15 protein-coding genes are annotated in these 18,351 nt (G+C 67.3%); 8 read left to right on the top strand and 7 right to left on the bottom strand.

Translation table 11 applies throughout. The features are described from left to right. Nucleotides 1-41: 41 nt before the first annotated feature. The 4 genes from ABD768_RS40920 to ABD768_RS40935 are packed head-to-tail and all read right to left on the bottom strand — an operon-like array spanning nt 42 to nt 4,556. Nucleotides 42-1,403: an ABC transporter substrate-binding protein gene (locus ABD768_RS40920; RefSeq protein ID WP_344850075.1), complete on the bottom strand. Its 1,362-nt coding sequence runs from the start codon at nt 1,401-1,403 to the stop codon at nt 42-44. Between the two features lie 11 nt (nt 1,404-1,414). Next, entirely contained in the window at nt 1,415-2,824 is a 1,410-nt protein-coding gene (locus tag ABD768_RS40925; protein WP_344850077.1) for a ricin-type beta-trefoil lectin domain protein, read from the bottom strand. Between the two features lie 11 nt (nt 2,825-2,835). After that, nucleotides 2,836-3,693: a carbohydrate ABC transporter permease gene (locus ABD768_RS40930; protein WP_344850079.1), complete on the bottom strand. Its 858-nt coding sequence runs from the start codon at nt 3,691-3,693 to the stop codon at nt 2,836-2,838. Continuing rightward, on the bottom strand, nt 3,690-4,556 hold the full coding sequence (locus tag ABD768_RS40935) for a carbohydrate ABC transporter permease (RefSeq protein ID WP_344850082.1): 867 nt from the start codon (nt 4,554-4,556) through the stop codon (nt 3,690-3,692). Before ABD768_RS40935 ends, ABD768_RS40930 begins: the two co-directional genes overlap by 4 nt. Before the next feature lie 106 nt (nt 4,557-4,662). Between ABD768_RS40935 and ABD768_RS40940 the strand changes: the two genes are divergently transcribed. Beyond that, nucleotides 4,663-5,694 carry a LacI family DNA-binding transcriptional regulator gene (locus ABD768_RS40940; protein ID WP_343971090.1) on the top strand — a complete coding sequence of 344 codons (1,032 nt, stop codon included), beginning with the start codon at nt 4,663-4,665 and terminating at the stop codon, nt 5,692-5,694. Between the two features lie 65 nt (nt 5,695-5,759). On the opposite strand, the gene ABD768_RS40945 is transcribed toward ABD768_RS40940, so the two are convergent. The 3 genes from ABD768_RS40945 to sucC are packed head-to-tail and all read right to left on the bottom strand — an operon-like array spanning nt 5,760 to nt 8,712. After that, nucleotides 5,760-6,635, bottom strand: a complete 876-nt coding sequence (locus ABD768_RS40945) for a 2-hydroxy-3-oxopropionate reductase (RefSeq protein WP_344850085.1) — start codon at nt 6,633-6,635, stop codon at nt 5,760-5,762. A gap of 14 nt (nt 6,636-6,649) precedes the next feature. Then, nucleotides 6,650-7,543 (bottom strand): succinate--CoA ligase subunit alpha, encoded by an 894-nt coding sequence (sucD, locus tag ABD768_RS40950; RefSeq protein WP_344850087.1) that lies wholly within the window; start codon nt 7,541-7,543, stop codon nt 6,650-6,652. Nucleotides 7,544-7,554: 11 nt separating this feature from the next. Next, a complete protein-coding gene (sucC, locus tag ABD768_RS40955) occupies nt 7,555-8,712 on the bottom strand; it encodes an ADP-forming succinate--CoA ligase subunit beta (protein WP_344850089.1) in 1,158 nt (385 codons plus the stop codon). 115 nt (nt 8,713-8,827) lie between these two features. On the opposite strand from sucC, the gene ABD768_RS40960 reads away from it, so the two are divergent. From ABD768_RS40960 to ABD768_RS40990, 7 genes are all read left to right on the top strand, one after another. After that, nucleotides 8,828-10,198: an OFA family MFS transporter gene (locus ABD768_RS40960; protein WP_344850091.1), complete on the top strand. Its 1,371-nt coding sequence runs from the start codon at nt 8,828-8,830 to the stop codon at nt 10,196-10,198. After that, nucleotides 10,195-10,794 (top strand): hypothetical protein, encoded by a 600-nt coding sequence (locus ABD768_RS40965; RefSeq protein ID WP_344850093.1) that lies wholly within the window; start codon nt 10,195-10,197, stop codon nt 10,792-10,794. The genes ABD768_RS40960 and ABD768_RS40965 overlap by 4 nt, the downstream gene beginning before the upstream one ends. Before the next feature lie 335 nt (nt 10,795-11,129). After that, nucleotides 11,130-12,854: a thiamine pyrophosphate-binding protein gene (locus tag ABD768_RS40970; protein ID WP_344850095.1), complete on the top strand. Its 1,725-nt coding sequence runs from the start codon at nt 11,130-11,132 to the stop codon at nt 12,852-12,854. A 13-nt stretch (nt 12,855-12,867) separates the two neighbouring features. Further along, nucleotides 12,868-14,094 (top strand): formyl-CoA transferase, encoded by a 1,227-nt coding sequence (gene frc, locus ABD768_RS40975; protein ID WP_344850097.1) that lies wholly within the window; start codon nt 12,868-12,870, stop codon nt 14,092-14,094. A 38-nt stretch (nt 14,095-14,132) separates the two neighbouring features. After that, nucleotides 14,133-16,271, top strand: a complete 2,139-nt coding sequence (locus tag ABD768_RS40980; RefSeq protein WP_344850099.1) for an acetate--CoA ligase family protein — start codon at nt 14,133-14,135, stop codon at nt 16,269-16,271. Between the two features lie 46 nt (nt 16,272-16,317). Then, nucleotides 16,318-17,817: an Nramp family divalent metal transporter gene (locus tag ABD768_RS40985; protein WP_344850102.1), complete on the top strand. Its 1,500-nt coding sequence runs from the start codon at nt 16,318-16,320 to the stop codon at nt 17,815-17,817. Nucleotides 17,818-17,819: 2 nt separating this feature from the next. Continuing rightward, nucleotides 17,820-18,351 (top strand): hypothetical protein (locus ABD768_RS40990; RefSeq protein ID WP_344850104.1); only part of this gene is annotated, 532 nt, incomplete at its 3' end.

Genomic DNA, 18,351 nt, shown 5'->3' on the forward strand with positions numbered 1-18,351 from the left:
GATCCCTTTCTGCGCGGAACGCGCGGGAATCGTGGAGGGGGTCAGCCGTTGGTCTGGAAGCCCTGCTGGTTGCCGTACCCCACCAGCGCGTCCTGCCAGGCCTTGAGCGCCGGGTTCAGATCGGACTTGCTCTGGTACGCCTTGCCGACCGTGTCGCCGAAGATGCTGTTCGCGTACAGCTGGAACGGCAGGTAGCTCCAGTCCTTCACGACCGTACCGGCCGCGCCGGTGAGCACCTGGTTGATCTTCTGGCCGCCGAAGTACGCGCTCGGCTTGTCGACGAAGGCGGGATCCTTGAGGTCGGCAACGGTCGACGGGAAGCCGCCGCTGGCCAGGAACGGCTTCACGCCGTTGTCGTGGTTGAGCCACTTGACGAAGCCGGCCGCCAGCGCCGGGTTCGCGCTCTGCTTGAGGACCGACTGGGTGCTGCCGCCGTTCTCCGCGGTGGCCGGTTGTCCGTCGTACGTCGGCATCGGCGCGACCGCCCACTTGCCGGCGCCGGCCTTGACCGACGACTCGAGGACGCCGGGCATCCACGCGCCGACCGCCAGCGAGGCGATCGTGCCGTCGCCGAGCGCCTTGAACCACTCGTCCGACCAGCCCGGGATGCTCGCCACCAGGCCGCCCTCGACGAGCTGGTTCCACACGCCGGTCCACTTCTTGGTGCCGTCGTCGGCGAGGTTGATCGTGACGGCCTTGCCGTTGGTGCTGAACGGTTTGCCACCGGCCTGCCAGATCATGCTGGTCGCGAAGCCGGCGTCACCGGTGTCGTTGGTGATGAACTTCTTCGGGTCGGCGGCGTGCAGCTTCTTGGCGGCCGCGACGTACTCGTCCCAGGTCTTCGGCACGGTGATGCCGTACTTGCCGAAGACCTCCTTGTTGTAGAACAGCGCCATCGGGCCCGAGTCCTGCGGCAGCCCGTAGAGCCCGTCGCCGGCGTGCACCGCCGTCCAGGTCGACGCCGTGTACGCCGACTGGAAGCTGTCGAACCCGTACTGCCGCAGGTCGACCAGCGAGCCCGGCAACGCGAACTGCGGCAGCGCCTGGTACTCGATCTGCGCGACGTCCGGCGCCCCCGACCCGGCCTTGATGACGTTCTGCAGCTTCGTGTACTGGTCGTTGCCGGTCCCGGCGTTGACGTAGTTCACCTTGACGTTCGGGTACTCCTTCTCGAACGCCTTCACCTGAGCCTCGGCCGACGGCGTCCAGCTCCAGTACGTGATGCTCCCGCCCTTCTCGAGCGCGGTCTTCACAGCATCCGGCGACCCCGCCGGCTGGCCGCCACTGCCCGAGCTGCCGGAGCTGTCCGATCCACCGCAGGCAGCCAGCAGAACCGATGCGGTCGTGATGGCGACGGTGCTGACGACAAGGTGCCGCAGGCTGCGCCGATGACTGGTCTTCATGATGTTCCCTCTCACTGTTCCCACTGCTGGTTGCTGAGGCCGTTGCAGGCCGAGACGATGACTGCACTTCCGTTGGCGGTGCCGGCGGCATCGAGGCAGAGACCGGGATGGCCGATGCTCGTGACCGACTTGTCCGCCTGGAGCTCCCACGCCTGGTCGGAGGCGCCGGTGCAGGTGGTGATGATCGCCGGGCTGCCGGCAACGGCTCCGCCGGCGGTCAGGCACTTGTTGCCGTAGACCGTCAATTGCTTGCCGGCCGTGTGGTTCCAGGACTGGTTGCCGCCGCCGTTGCAGTCCCACAGGTCGAGCGCGGTGCCGTTGGTGGTGGAGGCGCCCGGTACGTCGAGACAGCGGCCGCTTGCGACTCCGCGCAGTTCCTCACCTGGTGGCGCGGGTGGAAGGTCGTTGACCGGTTCCTTCTTCAGCAGGCCCCAGCCCCACTGCAGCTGGGCCAGCCCGCTCGCGTTGTTGACCTCGAGGTCGCGCTCGCTGATCCGGGTGGTCATCGAGTAGGAGTCACCGTCGCGCAGGCCCGGCCAGTACACGATGCCCATCTTCTGCTCGCGGGCGACCTGGGTGAGCGCGCCGAAGTACGAGGTGGAGACGTTGCCTTCGTGGTTGCCGTAGTTGAGGCCGGTGGTCATCGGGGAGCCGGCCTCGTCGATGATGGTGCGCCAGCCGTACTGGCCGATGCGGGGGCGGAGGTTCGCGAGCCATTCCGCCTCGGTGGTCGCGTCGTCCCAGAAGCCGTAGAAGTGCAGCGACAGCAGGGTTCCCGTCAAGGCGGGGACCGCGCCGACGCCGGTGACGTTGTCGTTGTAGCCGGTACCTGAGATGACGACCCGGCCACGCGGCACATCCCGGTGCCGGGCCAGCCAGGAGGTGGTGACGCCGACCCACTCGTCGAGGGAGTAGCCGAACGGCTCGTTCATCGGTTCGAAGTACACACGGGGGTTCTTGCCGTACTTCTTGACGACGGTGTCCCACATGGCGGCGTAGGCGGCTGGGTCGTCGACCCGGCCGTCCTTGGCGTCGTTGGCTTCCCAGTAGCTGAGGATGACCTTGAAGCCGTTGCCGGTGGAGGCGTCGATCGCGGCCTGGTACGACCGCCACCAACCGGTCCCGACACTCGACGGGTTGATCGGCAGCCGGATCGTGTTGGCCTTCAGCTCCGCCCGGAACTCGCGGACGATGCCGGTGGCCTTGCGGTAGGTGGTCGCGTAGTCGTCCGCAGTACTGAGGCCGGACGGTACGACCTCGTCGGACGCGTAGTTGTCGCGCGGATCCGCCCAGTTCACACCGCGGTACTCGCGCGTGTTCGCCGGAGACGGCGCTGGCGACGCGGCTGCGGGGACAGTCGTCACAACACCGGTCACCAGGGCCAGTGCGGCGGCGGCATGGAGCCAAGCTGCAGGTTTCATCCACAGTCCTTTCATTGTTTGACGCTGCCCGCGGTCAGGCCGGACTGCCAGAAGCGTTGGAGGAGGAGGAAGGCGACGACGAGCGGGACGATGGTCAGCAGCGAACCGGTGATCACCAGGTTGTAGATGGGGCGCGCGCCGACGCCGGTCGCCTGGTTGCTCCACTGGGTGAGCCCGACGGTGAGCGGATACAGGTTCGGTTTGCTGAGCATGATCAGCGGCAGGAAGTAGTTGTTCCAGGTCGATACGACCGCGAACAGCAAGACGGTGACGATGCCGGGGGCAAGGAGTCGCAGGGCGACGGTGAAGAAGATCCGGATCTCCCCGGCGCCGTCGATCCGGGCCGCCTCGAGCAGGTCGTACGGCACCGCGTCGGTCGCGTAGACCCAGATCAGGTAGAGCCCGAACGGGCTGATCAGCGACGGGATGATGATCGCCCAGACCGTGTTCGTCAGCCCCAGCTTGGAGAACATCAAGAAGGTCGGCACGGCCAAGGCGGTCCCAGGGACGGCGACCGCACCCAGCAGGACGGCGAAGACAGCGCGCCGCCCGGCGAACCGGTACTTCGCAAGCCCATAACCAGCCGCAGTCGCCAGCAACGTGGCGCCGCCCGCCCCGACGACGACGTACAGCAGCGTGTTGCCCAGCCAGCGCAGGAAGATGCCGTCGTCATAGGTCAGCGTGTCGCGGATGTTGCCGAACAGCGCGAACGAGCGACCGAACCACAGCCCCGGACTCGACACCAGATCGCCCTGCGTCTTGGTTGCACTGAGCAACAACCACAGCAGTGGGACCAGCGTGTAGACGAGGTACAGCACCATCAGCACGGTCAGCAGAGGCGAGCGTCTGGGACGCAGTGACGTGTTCACAACGCCTCCCGGGATCCGCGCAGCTGGACCACGTAGGCGATCACCGCGGTGATGATGCCCATCACGATCGCCACCGTCGCGGAGTAGTTGAACTGCTGACCCGCGAAGGACAGGTTGTAGGCGTACATGTTCGGCGTGTAGTACGTGGTGATCACGTTCGGCGCCAGTGTGCGCAGGATGTTCGGCTCGTTGAAGAGCTGGAAGCTGCCGATGATCGAGAAGATGGTGGCGATCACGATCGCGCCACGCAATGCCGGCAGCTTGACCGCCCGGATCGTCCGGAACGCGCCGGCGCCGTCGATCGCGGCCGCCTCGTACAACTCCTCCGGTACGGTCCGCAGGGCCGAGTAGAAGATCAGCATGTTGTAGCCCACGAACTCCCAGGTGACGATGTTGGCGATCGACGGCAGCATCCACTTCCCGCTGAGCGGCTGGATGGCCGTCGTGCCGAGCAGGTCGTTGAGGTCCGCGGCCAGCCCGAAGTTGTTGCCGTAGATGAAGCCCCACATCAAGACGGCGACCACGCCCGGTACGGCGTACGGGAGGAAGATCACCACCCGGAAGAAGCTCGCGCCGTGCAGCCGGGCGCTGTCGATGGCGAGCGCGGCCAGCAGGGCGAAGACGAGCATCACCGGCACCTGGACGACCAGGAACAGCAGCACCCGCAGGAACGACTCCCACAGCTTCGAGTCCTGGATCGCGTCGATGTAGTTGTCGAGCCCGACGAACACGGTGCCGCCGAAGAACGCCTGGTCGCGGAACAGGCTCAGGTAGATCGCGTAGCCGATCGGCGCCAGGAAGGTGAGCGCGAACACGGCGAGGAACGGCCCGACGAACAGCCATCCCCTGGTCTCTCGGTGCATCTGCCCACAGCCTCCATGTTTACGTCAACATTTCTGGCGAGGAAGCTAACGTGTTTACGTCAACATGTCTATAGTTCGGCGGAGACGACCGAGGGGGAGACGCCTGATGACCACAGACGAAACGCCGGTACGCCGCCGGCGCGGAGCCTCGATGGCCGACGTCGCCCGGCTGGCCGGTGTCTCGGGCCAGACGGTGTCCCGGGTAGCGAACGGCCGGCGCAACGTCGACGAGGCCACCCGGGACCGGGTGCTGGCCGCGATGCGCGAGGTCGGGTACCGCCCGAACAGCGCGGCGCGGGCCCTGCGCAACGGGCAGTTCCGCAGCATCGGCGTGATCGCGTTCGAGCTGTCCAGCTTCGGCAACACCCGGACCCTGGACGCCATCGCCGCGGCGGCCACGTCCAGCGGGTACGCCGTGAACCTGATCCCGGTGCTGCATGGCACCCCCCACGACTTGTCGGGGGCCTTCGACCGGCTCGGTGAGCAGGCGGTGGACGGGGTGATCATCCTGATCGAGGCGCACCGGCTGGACGAGGCCGATGTCCAGATGCCCGAGGGGATGCCGGTCGTGGTGATCGACTCGAACGCTGATCTCGACTACCCGGTCGTCGACACCGACCAGGCCCAGGGCTCCCGACTGGCGACTGAGCACCTGCTCGACCTCGGCCACCGTACGGTCTGGCATCTCGGCGGTCCCGAGGACTCGTACGCCGCCTCGCGCCGGCTCCGATCCTGGCGCCAGACCCTGATCGACCACGGCTGCCCGGTACCGCCCGTGCTGACCGGCGATTGGTCGGCCGGCTCCGGGTACGCGGCCGGCCGCAAACTCGCCGCCGACCCCGACGTCACCGCGGTCTTCGCGGCCAACGACCAGATGGCCCTCGGCCTGCTGCGCGCCTTGCACGAGGCCGGCCGGGCGGTTCCGGAAGACGTCAGCGTGGTGGGCTTCGACGACATGGAGGAAGCCGCCCAGTTCTGGCCGCCGCTGACGACGATCCGGCAGTTCTTCCCGGAGGTCGCGCGCCGCAGCGTCGACGCCCTGATCGAGGGGATCCGGACCGGCGAGCACCACCACCAGCCCGTCGCCGTCGGCACCGAACTGGTGGTACGGGCCAGCACGGCCCCGCCCCGCCGCTAACCAGCGGCGGGCCAGTACCGCCCCGCCCGTGATCGGGGGCGGGCGAGTACCGCCCCGCCTCGTGATCAGCGACCGGACAGTTGCTCTACCACCTTGAGCAGTGAGGAGTGGTCCAGCGAACCGTTGCCCTGGGCACGCGCCGCTGCGACCAGCTGAGCAACGATCCCGGTGACGGGCAAGGACACTCCCGCGGCGCGAGCCGATGCCAGGGCGATGCCCATGTCCTTGTGGTGCAAGTCGATCCGGAAGCCCGGTTCGAACTGGCGGGCAAGCATCGAGGCCGACTTCAGATCGAGGATCCGGTTGCCCGCGAGCCCACCGGCCAGTACTTCGAGCCCGCGCTCGCCGTCGACCCCCGAAGCCTCCAGCAGCACGATCGCCTCGCTGACCAGCGCGATGATGCCGGCCACCATCAACTGGTTGGCCGCCTTCACCGTCTGGCCGGCGCCGTGCCCGCCGACATGCACGATGGTCCGCCCGAGGTCCTCGAAGATCGGCCGCGCCGACGCGAAGTCCTCCGCCGACCCGCCGACCATGATCGACAGCGACGCCTTGATCGCGCCCTGCTCGCCACCACTCACCGGCGCATCCAGCACCCGTACGCCGCGCGCCGCGCCCTCGGCAGCAACAGCAAGCGACGTCTCCGGCGCGATCGAACTCATATCGATCAGCAGGACTCCCGGCGTGGCCGCCTCGAGCACCCCGCCCGGCCCGAGCACGACCTCCGACACCTGTGGCGAATCCGGCAGCATCGTGATGACGACCTCGGCGCCCTCGACGGCCGAGGCAATGTCGGGCGCGGGTTTGCCGCCGGCCTGCAACAGCTTCTCGACGGACGCCGGTACGACGTCGTAGCCGGTGATCTCGTGGCCGGCCGTGATCAGGTTCGCGGCCATGTGCGAGCCCATGATGCCGAGCCCGATGAATCCGATCTTCGCCATCCCAGGGCTCCTTGTCAGCCCACGAGCAGTTGGTCGAGGGCTTCGCGCATCAGCCGGGCGGTCTCGCTCGGCGTCTTGCCGACCTTCACACCGACGGCTTCGAGCGCCTCCTGCTTGGCGGCCGCGGTCCCGGACGAGCCCGACACGATCGCGCCCGCATGCCCCATCGTCTTGCCTTCGGGCGCGGTGAAGCCGGCCACATAACCAATGACGGGTTTCGTAACAGATGAGCTGATGAACGCGGCCGCGCGTTCCTCCGCGTCGCCGCCGATCTCGCCGATCATCACGATCGCCTCGGTCTCGGGGTCGTCCTGGAAGGCCCGCAGCGCGTCGATGTGCGTGGTCCCGATGATCGGGTCGCCGCCGATCCCGATCGCCGTCGTGAAGCCGTACTCCCGCAGCTCGTACATCATCTGGTACGTCAGCGTGCCCGACTTCGACACCAACCCGATCCGGCCCGGCCCGGCGATGTCGGCCGGAATGATCCCGGCGTTCGCCTTGCCGGGACTGATCAGCCCGGGGGAGTTGGGGCCGATGATCCGGGTGGTCCCGGACGCCTCGGCGTGGGCGAAGAAGGCGGCCGTGTCATGCACCGGCACACCTTCGGTGATCACCACCACCAAAGGGATCCCGGCGTCGATCGCCTCGATCACCGCACCCTTCGTGAAGCGCGGCGGGACGAAAACGATCGACACATCCGCGCCGGTGGACTTCACCGCGTCGGCACACGACCCGTAGACGGGGATCGACCGCTTCGCGAAGTCGACCGACTGGCCGCCCTTGCCAGGCGTCACCCCGCCGACGATATTGGTGCCTGCAGCAAGCATCCGCGAGGTGTGCTTCTGCCCCTCGGCGCCGGTCATGCCCTGCACGACGACCCTGCTGTTCTCGGTCAAGAAGATTGCCATGTCCACGTCTCCTAAGCGGCCTGGGCGGCCAGTTCGGCGGCGCGGTCCGCGGCGCCGTCCATGGTGTCGACCACCGTCACCAGTGGGTGGTTCGCCTGCGCGAGGATCCGCCGGCCCTCGTCCACGTTGTTGCCGTCGAGCCGGACGACGAGCGGTTTGTCCGCCTGGTCGCCGAGCAGCGCGAGCGCCTGCACGATGCCGTTCGAGACCGCGTCGCAGGCGGTGATCCCGCCGAACACGTTCACGAACACACTGCGCACCTGCGGGTCGCCGAGGATGATGCTCAGCCCGTTCTTCATCACCTCGGCCGACGCGCCGCCTCCGATGTCGAGGAAGTTCGCGGGCTTCACGCCGCCGTGTGCCTCACCGGCGTACGCGACGACGTCGAGGGTGGACATCACGAGCCCCGCGCCGTTGCCGATGATGCCGACGGAGCCGTCGAGCTTGACGTAGTTCAGCCCCTTCCCGGCCGCCGCGACCTCCAGTGGATCCCCGGCGGCCTTGTCCTCGAAGGCCGCGTGATCGCGATGCCGGTACGCCGCGTTCTCGTCCAGCGTCACCTTCCCGTCGAGCGCCTCCAGCGATCCATCGGCCAGCTTCACCAACGGATTCACCTCGACCAGCGACGCGTCCTCCTTGATGAACACGTCCCACAAGGCCCGTACCACGGAAGCCGCCTCGGCCGGGAATCCCGCCGCGGCCACGATCTCGGCCGCCTTCGCCTCATCGACCCCAGTGGCGGGATCGATCGACACCTTGGCAATCGCCTCCGGGTTGGAGCTGGCGACCTCCTCGATCTCGACGCCGCCCTCGGTGCTCGCGATGCACAGGTAGCCGCGGTTCGCCCGATCCACCAGGAAGGAGAAGTAGTACTCCTCGGCGATGTCCGCGGCCGGCGCGAGCAGCACCCGCCGGACGGTGTGGCCCTTGATGCCCATGCCGAGGATGTCCTGGGCGCGTTCGGTCGCCTCGGCCGGCGTCGCGGCCAGCTTGACGCCACCCGCCTTGCCGCGGCCGCCGGCCTTCACCTGGGCCTTCACGACTACGCGGCCGCCGAGTTCTTCCGCGGCCGCGGCGGCGTCGGCCGCGTCCTCGATGACTCGCCCGAGAGTGACCGGAACGCCGTGCCGGGCGAAGAGTTCTTTGGCTTGGTACTCCATCAGGTCCATGCAGACGACTGTATTCTGTATGCACTCACGTCACAAGACCTTCTCAACTCTGGACAACCGCCACCGCAGAGGAGTACCAAGAACACATACGGTATGCAGTAGTCAGGAGGCGCTGATGAAGGCACGGGACGTAAGAGACGTGTACGGCCGCCAGTACCGGGTCGGTGAGGATCCGCGAGAACTCACCGGCCATCCGAGGCGGTGGCAGCTGTGGGCCGCCTGGGCTTGCATGGTGGCGATCAGCCCTCTGCAGTACTCCTTCGGTTCGGCGGCTCTCGACCTGCAGTCGAATCGCGGTTGGGGTTTCGTCCAGACGATGTGGCTACTGGCGATCTTCGTCGCCTGCCAGGCACTCGTCGCGATCCCGGCGGCGTGGCTCCAGCGAGTGCGACGGGTCTCGCCGACGCAGCTCGTAGTACTAGGCGGTGGCTTTGCTGCAGCAGGTCTGGCGACGCTGGCACATGCGGGTAGCTACGCAGTCGTCGTGATCGGCTATGCGTTGATCGGCGGGGTCGGGGCGGGCCTGGTGTACGCCGCCTGCATCACGACCGCCGGCCGGTGGTTCCCGGACAAGCGGGTGGCCACGATCGGCTTCGTGACCGGTGGCTTCGCCGTCGGCGCGGTACCGAGCATCGCGCTGCTGGCGATCTTCAACTCGTCCGGCGGCCATCGCCTGGTCTTCGACCTCGCTGCGGCAATCGCTCTACTCACCGTGCTGACAGCTGGCGGCGTACTGAAGGATCCGCCTCGGCATTGGTGGCCTGCCGATCTCGAACCGCAGTCCTGGGCGATCGATCGCAAGCTCAATCGCAGCATCCCGAACAACATCCCCGCGGCCCGGCACTATCGCCCTGGTGAGGCGATGCGCACCGGCGCGCTGCCGTTGATGTGGTTGACCCTCGCGCTTTGTACCGCGCTGTCGCTGTTCGGCATAGCGTTCGTCGTGAGCTATGCGATGCAGGCCGGGCTGGGCTTGGCGGTCGCCGGGTTCGCGGCCGGGTTGCTTGCCGCGGTCAACGGTCTCGGCAGGTCCTTCGCCGGTCACCTCTCGGAACAGTTCGGTCGTCGGCGGGTGCTGGCGGCGGTACTGATGATCGAAGGTCTCGCTCATGCCGGACTCGTGCTGGCGGGCGAGTCCGGCGTCGAGTGGGCGTTCGTGTTCTGCGCGATGTTCGCCGGCCTCGGCGGTGGCGCCTTCTACGCGATCATGGCGAACCTGGTGCTGGAGTTCTTCGGTGAGAACAGCCTGCTGCAGAACCACGCGATCCTCTACAGCGCCAAGGCGTTCGGTGGTCTGGTCGGGATCGGCGTGACGGCCAGTCTGGTGGAGGCGATCGGCTATCGGCCGGTCTTCCTGATCGCCGGCTTCCTCGGCCTCGGCACGGCGATGACGGTCCGGTTCCTCAAACAGCCTGGCCGACCGTCACTGACTGTCCGGCGGCAGTTGGGGACTCCGGTCGCCGGAGTAGTCCGGCCAGGCGAGTGAGCCAGGCGGAGTACGGTCGGGTAGCGCGGCCTGAGCCGTGCGTACTGGAGCTCGTCTCCAAGCTGGCCAGGGAACCCTGGACGGATCGGCCCGCCTGCGTCCACCCCGTCCTCGGTGCGGTTGCCCGAATGGTCCACGACCACAGCACGAAGGCGGGTCGACGAGCCCTGCTGCCGTTCGCGGCCGACTTCATCGACACGGCTCGAGTGGGCTTCGACGGCTCGGCCCGCCTGGTGGCGCTCTGTACGTCGACGGCCCTCGCGACCGCGGAGGAGTTGGCCGAGGATGAACGAAGACGCATGTCCAACGCGCGTCGTACGGCGCTCTATCTACTCGGTACTGCGGACGAACCGGCCGGCCCAGCAAAATGGTGGCTACCCGCGCTGAACCGGGTCGCGCTGGGCGAACCGTTCTACCGCACCTTCGTCGCCCCCGAACAAGCTGCCGAAGCCGTATCGGTCACCGCGCGAGCGGCGGACGACATACGACTCCGGCAGCTGTTGAAGCAGTGTCTGGCGGTTCAAGGGGCTCGGCGGCCTGGTGCGCCCAGCCCCTCATGGTCAGCGTCGCCCGTGGCCCAGAGATTGTGGTTGTAATCGTCGTCAGGGATGGCCACCAACTCCTGCAAGCGCGGCGGACCGACTTGTTCCTCGAGTCGCCGAAGGTCCGTCGAACACCTCGTCACGTCGTCGATCAGGCGCAGTACGTCGAGGTGCGCGCCGAGCTGATTCCGTAAGCCCGCAAGGGCTTTCTCGAGGTTCTGTACCGCGCGACGGGTCTGGCCGAGTTCGTCATGGATCGACATCGCAACTCCCTGCTGAGCTCTGGACAAGGGGATCGGCAGTGCGGTATGACTACGACTACCAAATACTGTATGCAATCTACAGGCTGATAATCCAGCACGGCCTTCCTCTGAGGAGATGACTGCCAGATGGCCCAGACAGTGTCCGAAACGAACGCGGTTGCCCAGGTGACCGAGCCGGAGCCGAGCACCGCCACCATCTCGGGTGGACACCTGGTCGCCAAGGCCCTCAAGGCCGAGGGCATCGACGTGATCTTCACCCTCTGCGGCGGCCACATCATCGACATCTACGACGGCTGTGTCGACGAGGGCATCGCCGTCGTCGACGTCCGGCACGAGCAGGTCGCGGCGCACGCCGCCGACGGCTACGCCCGGATGACCGGTAAGCCCGGTTGTGCCGTCGTCACCGCCGGCCCCGGTACCACCGACGCCGTCACCGGTGTCGCCAACGCCTTCCGTGCCGAGAGCCCGATGCTGCTGATCGGCGGCCAGGGCGCGCTGAACCAGCACAAGATGGGCTCACTGCAGGACCTGCCGCACGTCGACATGATGACGCCGATCACCAAGTTCGCCGCCACCGTGCCGCACACCGCGCGGGTGGCAGACATGGTCTCGATGGCGTTCCGCGAGTGCTACAACGGCGCTCCCGGCCCGTCCTTCCTGGAGATCCCGCGCGACATCCTGGACAACTCGGTCCCGGTCGAGTCGGCCACGATCCCCGAGGCGGGCCGGTACCGCGCGTCGACGAAGAGCATCGGCGACCCGGCCAGCATCGAGGCGCTCGCCGACCTGATCTCCCGGGCGGAGAAGCCGGTCGTCCTGCTCGGCACCCAGGTCTGGACCGCCCGCGGCAGCGACGCGGCGATCGACTTCGTGCGCCAGCTGAACATCCCGGCCTTCATGAACGGTTCGGCGCGCGGCACGCTGCCGCCCGGCGACCCGCACCACTTCCACCTGTCCCGCCGGTACGGCTTCAACAACGCCGACCTGATCCTGATCGTCGGCACCCCGTTCGACTTCCGGATGGGCTACGGCCGCCGGCTGCCGAAGGGCGCGACCGTGGTCCAGATCGACATGGACTACCGCACCGTCGGCAAGAACCGCGACATCGACCTCGGCCTGGTCGGCGACCCGGGCGCGATCCTGGCCGCGGTGACCCAGGCCTCCTCGGGCCGGATCGCGAAGGCCGGTGACCGCAAGGCCTGGTTCAGCGAACTGCGGGCCGAGGAGGACGCGGCGTACCAGAAGCGGCTGCCGCGCCAACTGTCGGACGCCAACCCGATTCACCCGTTGCGGCTCGCGCACGAGATCAACGAGTTCCTCACCGAGGACTCGATCTACATCGGCGACGGTGGCGACATCGTCACCTTCTCGGGTGGCGTAGTACAGCCGAAGTCGCCCGGCCACTGGATGGACCCGGGACCGCTCGGCACCATCGGCGTCGGCATCCCGTTCGTGATGGCGGCCAAGTACGCGCGGCCGGACAAGGAGGTCGTCGCGCTGTTCGGCGACGGCGCCTTCTCGCTGACCGGCTGGGACTTCGAGACGCTGGTCCGGTTCAAGCTGCCGTTCGTCGGCGTGGTCGGCAACAACTCCTCGATGAACCAGATCCGGTACGGCCAGGAGGCCAAGTACGGGCACGACCGCGGCCGGATCGGCAACACGCTGGGCGACGTCAAGTACGACCAGTTCGCCAAGATGCTCGGCGGGTACGGCGAGGAGGTCCGTGATCCCAAGGACATCGGGCCGGCCATGCAGCGGGCCCGTGAATCCGGGCTGCCGTCGCTGATCAACGTCTGGGTCGATCCCGACGCCTACGCGCCCGGAACCATGAACCAAACCATGTACAAGTAGCCGGAGGACCGTTATGGGTAAGGCCCTTGAAGGTGTTCGTGTACTCGACATGACCCACGTGCAGTCAGGACCCTCCTGTACTCAGATCCTGGCCTGGCTGGGCGCCGACGTCATCAAGCTGGAGGCGCCGACGGGTGACATCACCCGCCAGCAGCTGCGCGATCTGCCCGACGTCGACAGCCTTTACTTCACGATGCTGAACTGCAACAAGCGCAGCATCACCTTGAACATGAAGTCCGAGCGGGGCAAGGAGATCTTCACCGACCTGGTGAAGAACTCCGACATCCTGGTGGAGAACTTCGCGCCCGGCGCGATCGACCGGATGGGCTTCACCTGGGACCGGCTCCAGAGCATCAACCCGGAGCTGATCTACGCCTCGATCAAGGGCTTCGGCCCGGGCCGGTACGAGGACTTCAAGGCCTACGAGGTGGTCGCCCAGGCGATGGGCGGCGCGATGAGCACGACCGGGTTCGAGGACGGCCCGCCGACCGCCACCGGAGCTCAGATCGGTGACTCCGGCACCGGCATCCACCTGGTCGCCGGCATCCTCGCCGCCCTGTACCAGCGGACGACCACCGGCAAGGGCCAGCGGGTTTCGGTGGCCATGCAGGAGGCGGTACTGAACCTCACGCGGGTCAAGCTGCGTGACCAGCAGCGGCTCGCGAACGGTCCGCTGAAGGAGTACCCGAACGACAACTTCGGGGACGAGGTACCGCGCTCAGGCAACGCGTCCGGCGGCGGACAGCCCGGGTGGGCGGTCCGTACCGCGCCCGGCGGCCCGAACGACTACATCTACGTGATCGTCCAGCCGCCCGGCTGGGCCCCGATCGCCAACCTGATCGGCAAGCCCGAGCTGGCCGACGACCCGGACTGGAACACGCCGGCCGCCCGGCTCGACAAGCTCGACAAGATGTTCGGGCTGATCGAGCAGTGGACCGAGCAGCACACCAAGTTCGAGGTGATGGAGAAGCTGAACGCGCTGAACGTGCCGTGCGGCCCGATCCTGTCCACCAAGGAACTGATCGAGGACGAGACGCTGGCCGAGCTCGGCGCCGTCGTCGAGGTGAAGCACCCGCAGCGCGGCACCTTCAAGACCGTCGGCTGCCCGATCAAGCTGTCCGACTCCCCGGTCCAGGTGGAGACCTCGCCCGGCCTGGGCGAACACAACTCCGCGATCTACGGCGGCCTGGGCATCGATACCGCCGAACTCGAAGAACTCAAGGCCGCCGGCGTCGTCTGAACGCCGTCCCACCCAACCGCTTCTGAGGAGCTTCAGGCATGACTTATGACAAGGCAGCTGTCCAGTCCGTCCTCGACCGGGCGCTGGCGGAGGGCCGGACCTCGCTGAGCGCACCGGAGGCCAAACAGGTCGCCGACGCGTACGGGATCCCGACGCCGGGTGAGGGGCTGGCCACCAGCCCTGAGGGGGCCGCCGCGCTGGCGGCCGAGATCGGTTTCCCGGTCGTGCTGAAGATCGTTTCGCCGGACATCCTGCACAAGACCGAGGCCGGCGGCGTGGTGGTCGGCGTCGACAGCGCGGAGGCCGCGGTCACGGCGTACGAGCGGATCATCGCGAACGCTCGTGCCTATGACGGTGAGGCCGAGCTCACCGGCGTACAGGTGCAGAAGATGCTGGTCACCGGGGGCGACGTGCAGGAGGTGATCGTCGGGTCCGTCACCGACGAGACCTTCGGCAAGATCGTCGCCTTCGGGCTGGGCGGCGTCCTGGTCGAGGTGCTCAAGGACGTCACCTTCCGCCTCGCACCGACCTCCCCCGCGGAGGCTCGCTCGATGGTCGACGGCATCGGCGCGCACGAGATGCTGAACGGCGTCCGCGGGTCGAAGCCGGTCGACAAGGACGCGATCGCGGCCATCATCAGCAAGCTGTCCGACCTGGTCGAGGACTTCCCGCAGTTCGCGGAGGTCGACCTGAACCCGGTGCTGGCCGGGCCGGACGGCGCCACCGCGGTCGACTTCCGGATCATCGTGGACGCCGGGGCCGGCAAGCCGGTCGAGCGCTACACCCAGGACGAGATCCTGACCGCGATGACCCGGATCATGAAGCCGCGCGCGGTGGCCGTGATCGGCGCGTCCAACGAGGACGGCAAGATCGGCAACTCGGTGATGAAGAACCTGGTCAACGGGGGATACAAGGGTGACATCTACCCGATCAATCCTCGCGGCGGTGAGGTGCTGGGGCTGAAGGCTTTCCCCTCGATCACCGATGTGCCGGGGGACGTGGACGTCGCGGTGTTCGCCGTCCCGGCCAAGTTCGTCGGTGGCGCGCTCGAGCAGTGCGGGCAGAAGGGGGTCGCGGGCGCGATCCTGATCCCGTCCGGGTTCGCCGAGACCGGTGAGCAGGAGCTGCAGGACGAGGTCGTCGCGATCGCCCGCAAGCACGGCGTACGGATCCTCGGGCCGAACATCTACGGCTACTACTACCTGCCGGAGAACCTGTGCGCGACGTTCTGCACACCGTACGACGTGAAGGGCAGTGTCGCGCTCTCATCGCAGAGCGGCGGGATCGGGATGGCCATCCTCGGCTTCAGCCGGTCCAGCCGGATGGGCGTCTCGGCGATCGTTGGGGTAGGCAACAAGGCCGACATCGACGAGGATGACCTCCTGACGTTCTTCGAGACCGACGACAACACCAACCTGATCGCCATGCACCTAGAGGATCTCAAGGACGGCCGGGCCTTCGCCGAGACGGCCGCGCGGGTGTCGAAGAAGAAGCCGGTCGTCGTGCTGAAGGCCGGCCGGACGAGCGCGGGCGCCAAGGCGGCCAGCTCGCACACCGGCGCGCTGGCCGGCAACGACAAGGTCTACGACGACATCCTGCGGCAGAGCGGCGTGGTCCGGGCGCCGGGGCTGAACGAGATGCTCCAGTACGCCCGGGGGATCCCGCTGCTGCCGACGCCGAAGGGCGAGAACGTCGTCATCATCACCGGCGCCGGCGGCTCGGGTGTCCTGCTTTCGGACGCCTGCGTCGACAACGGGCTGCAGCTGATGACGATCCCGCCGGATCTGGACGCGGCGTTCAAGAAGTTCATCCCGCCGTTCGGGGCGGCCGGGAACCCGGTCGACATCACCGGTGGCGAGCCGCCGTCGACGTACCGGAACACGGTCGCGCTCGGGCTCGAGGACGACCGGATCCACGCCCTGATCCTGGGCTACTGGCACACGATCGTGACGCCGCCGATGGTGTTCGCGAAGCTGGTCGCCGAGGTGGTCGAGGAGTACCGGGCCAAGGGCATCGACAAGCCGGTCGTCGCCTCGTTGTCGGGTGACGTGGAGGTCGAGCAAGCAAGTCAGTACCTGTTCGAACACGGGGTAGTCGCATATCCGTACACCACCGAGACACCGGTCCAGGTGCTCGGTGCCAAGTACCGCTGGGCCCGGAACGCGGGCGCGCTGTAGCAAGTAGTCACCCCACCCCAGTTGGCGTCGATCTAAGGAGTCCGCCTTGGACGTCACAAGCAAGACCTCAGAAGTACCCGAAGAGCCCGCGGCAGCAGCGGTGACCGATCGGGTCTGGAAGGCCGGCCGGCTCGAACCGATGCCGATCCGGCCGCTACCGCCCGCACCGCCTTCTCTGCACATCCTCGGTCCGACCGTCTTCCTGGTCGCGCTGGGCGTCGGCATGGGTGAGTCCTACATGTGGCCCCGGCTCGTCCTGGTGTTCGGTCCGGACATCCGCTGGCTGTTCATGGTCGGTGTCACCCTGCAGGCGTTCGTGCTGCTGGAGATGGCGCGGTACGCGATGGCGACCGGAGAGAGCATCTTCTTCGGCGCCGCCCGGGTGTTCAAACCGCTGATGTGGTTCTTCTACGTCGCGGCGATCCTGATCTACATCTGGCCGGGCCACTTGTCGGCCGGCGCGGCGGCGTTCGAGGAGATAACGGGGATACCTTGGCAGGCGACCGCCTGTGTGGCCCTGGTGTTCGTGGGCGTGCTGTTCAGCATGCTGTCGGTGATCTACAACTTCCTCGAGAAGCTGCTCGGCTTGCTGATCGGCTTCCTGGTGGTCGGTACGTCGATCATCGCGGCGATCGTCGGCAGCTGGGACGACCTGGCCCAGACGCTGTCCGGCATGTTCGCGATCGGCTTCCTGCCGGACAAGGCGTTGACGGAGGCGTGGTTCCCGATCCTGGTCGGCTCGATCGCTTTCGCCGGCCCGTCGGGTATGCAGCAGATGTGGTACACGCTGCAGCTGCGGGACAGCGGTGCCGGTATGGGCGCGCACATCCCGAAGGTGCGTGGTCTGCGGACGTCCGGCGAGGCGGAGGCGATGCCGTCTCGGGGCTATATGTTCGACACCGAGGACCCGGAGGAGATGAAGAAGTGGAGGGGCTGGCGCAAGTGGGTCACCTTCGACGCGCTGCTGCTCTTCTGGGGTATCACGATGCTGGTCACGATCTCGTTCACCGTGCTGGCGATGTCCGCGGCGCGGCAGAATCCGGATGTGGCGTCGCTGATCGAGGGCGGTGACCGGGAGGCGGCGCTGAAGGCGATGTCCGACTCGTTCGCCTCGGCGGGCAGCCCGATCCTGGGTACCTTGTTCTTCGCCTTCATCGCGCTGATCGGCCTGAACGCGACGTTGGGTCTGTTCGACTCGTTCTCGCGGGGTCAGGCGGACATGACGTACTACTTCATCCCGGGCGCCAAACGGTTCTCGATGTCGAAGTTGTACGCCGGGTTCCTCTGGGGCGTGATCACGTTCGGCATCCTGATCCTGCTGTTCGGGCCGGCCGATGGTCCGGCGGGGATCCTCGATGTGCTGGCCTTCTTGTCGACCTTCGCGATGGGCGCGTACTGCATCGTGTTGCTCCTGGTGAACAACAAGTTGCTGCCCAAACCGATCCGGCCGGGACCGGTGCGCAACGTCATCATCGGGTTCGGCGCGATCTTCTATCTGGGCATGCTGTTCTACAGCCTGGTGCGCTTCGGCGTGGTCGTGGGCTGATCATGGACAGGTTGAAGATCCGGCAGCTCATGGAGTTCTCGTTGCCCGCGGCCACCGTGGGCGTAGCAGCCGGGTTCGTCGCCGGTGGGTTGGCCGCGTTTGTCGGCCGGCCCATCGGCTGGGCGATCGTCACCGGCCTGGGCCTGGCTGTTCCGTTGGTGCTCTTCGGTGTCGGGTACGCCGTACTGCTTGCCCTCGGCAAGCTTCCCGCCGGCGTATTCGCCCCCGCGGCGGTCTACTGGGTGATCGGCTTCCCACTCGCACTGCTGGTGCACGCCGTCGTCACCGAATGGTCGGTAGTCGGTACTCCCGGCCTCCCCGCCGAGCCCTGGAAGTTCCTGGCCTTCCGCGCCCTGCTCAGCATGGGCTTCGCCATCGGCTTCCTCTGGATGCACGAACAACTAGGCCGCCACTGGTGGCCCCGCATCCTCGACCACAACCCCTACGCCCGCCGGGTAGTAGGCGACTACATCCACCTAGCCGACTCCCTGGCAGCCCGCAAGGCCGCCACAACCCGCACCCGCAAGAACGCCA

The sequence above is a fragment of the Kribbella ginsengisoli genome (genome assembly GCF_039537185.1).
GTDB classification, from domain to species: Bacteria; Actinomycetota; Actinomycetes; order Propionibacteriales; family Kribbellaceae; genus Kribbella; species Kribbella koreensis.

What these genes read in the sequence shown, in the direction of transcription:
- ABD768_RS40920 (WP_344850075.1), bottom strand. Translation starts at nt 1,403, where the DNA reads ATGAAGACCAGTCATCGGCGCAGCCTGCGGCACCTTGTCGTCAGCACC.
- ABD768_RS40925 (WP_344850077.1), bottom strand. Translation starts at nt 2,824, where the DNA reads ATGAAACCTGCAGCTTGGCTCCATGCCGCCGCCGCACTGGCCCTGGTG.
- ABD768_RS40935 (WP_344850082.1), bottom strand. Translation starts at nt 4,556, where the DNA reads ATGCACCGAGAGACCAGGGGATGGCTGTTCGTCGGGCCGTTCCTCGCC.
- ABD768_RS40940 (WP_343971090.1), top strand. Translation starts at nt 4,663, where the DNA reads ATGACCACAGACGAAACGCCGGTACGCCGCCGGCGCGGAGCCTCGATG.
- ABD768_RS40945 (WP_344850085.1), bottom strand. Translation starts at nt 6,635, where the DNA reads ATGGCGAAGATCGGATTCATCGGGCTCGGCATCATGGGCTCGCACATG.
- sucD (WP_344850087.1), bottom strand. Translation starts at nt 7,543, where the DNA reads ATGGCAATCTTCTTGACCGAGAACAGCAGGGTCGTCGTGCAGGGCATG.
- sucC (WP_344850089.1), bottom strand. Translation starts at nt 8,712, where the DNA reads ATGGACCTGATGGAGTACCAAGCCAAAGAACTCTTCGCCCGGCACGGC.
- ABD768_RS40960 (WP_344850091.1), top strand. Translation starts at nt 8,828, where the DNA reads ATGAAGGCACGGGACGTAAGAGACGTGTACGGCCGCCAGTACCGGGTC.
- ABD768_RS40970 (WP_344850095.1), top strand. Translation starts at nt 11,130, where the DNA reads ATGGCCCAGACAGTGTCCGAAACGAACGCGGTTGCCCAGGTGACCGAG.
- frc (WP_344850097.1), top strand. Translation starts at nt 12,868, where the DNA reads ATGGGTAAGGCCCTTGAAGGTGTTCGTGTACTCGACATGACCCACGTG.
- ABD768_RS40980 (WP_344850099.1), top strand. Translation starts at nt 14,133, where the DNA reads ATGACTTATGACAAGGCAGCTGTCCAGTCCGTCCTCGACCGGGCGCTG.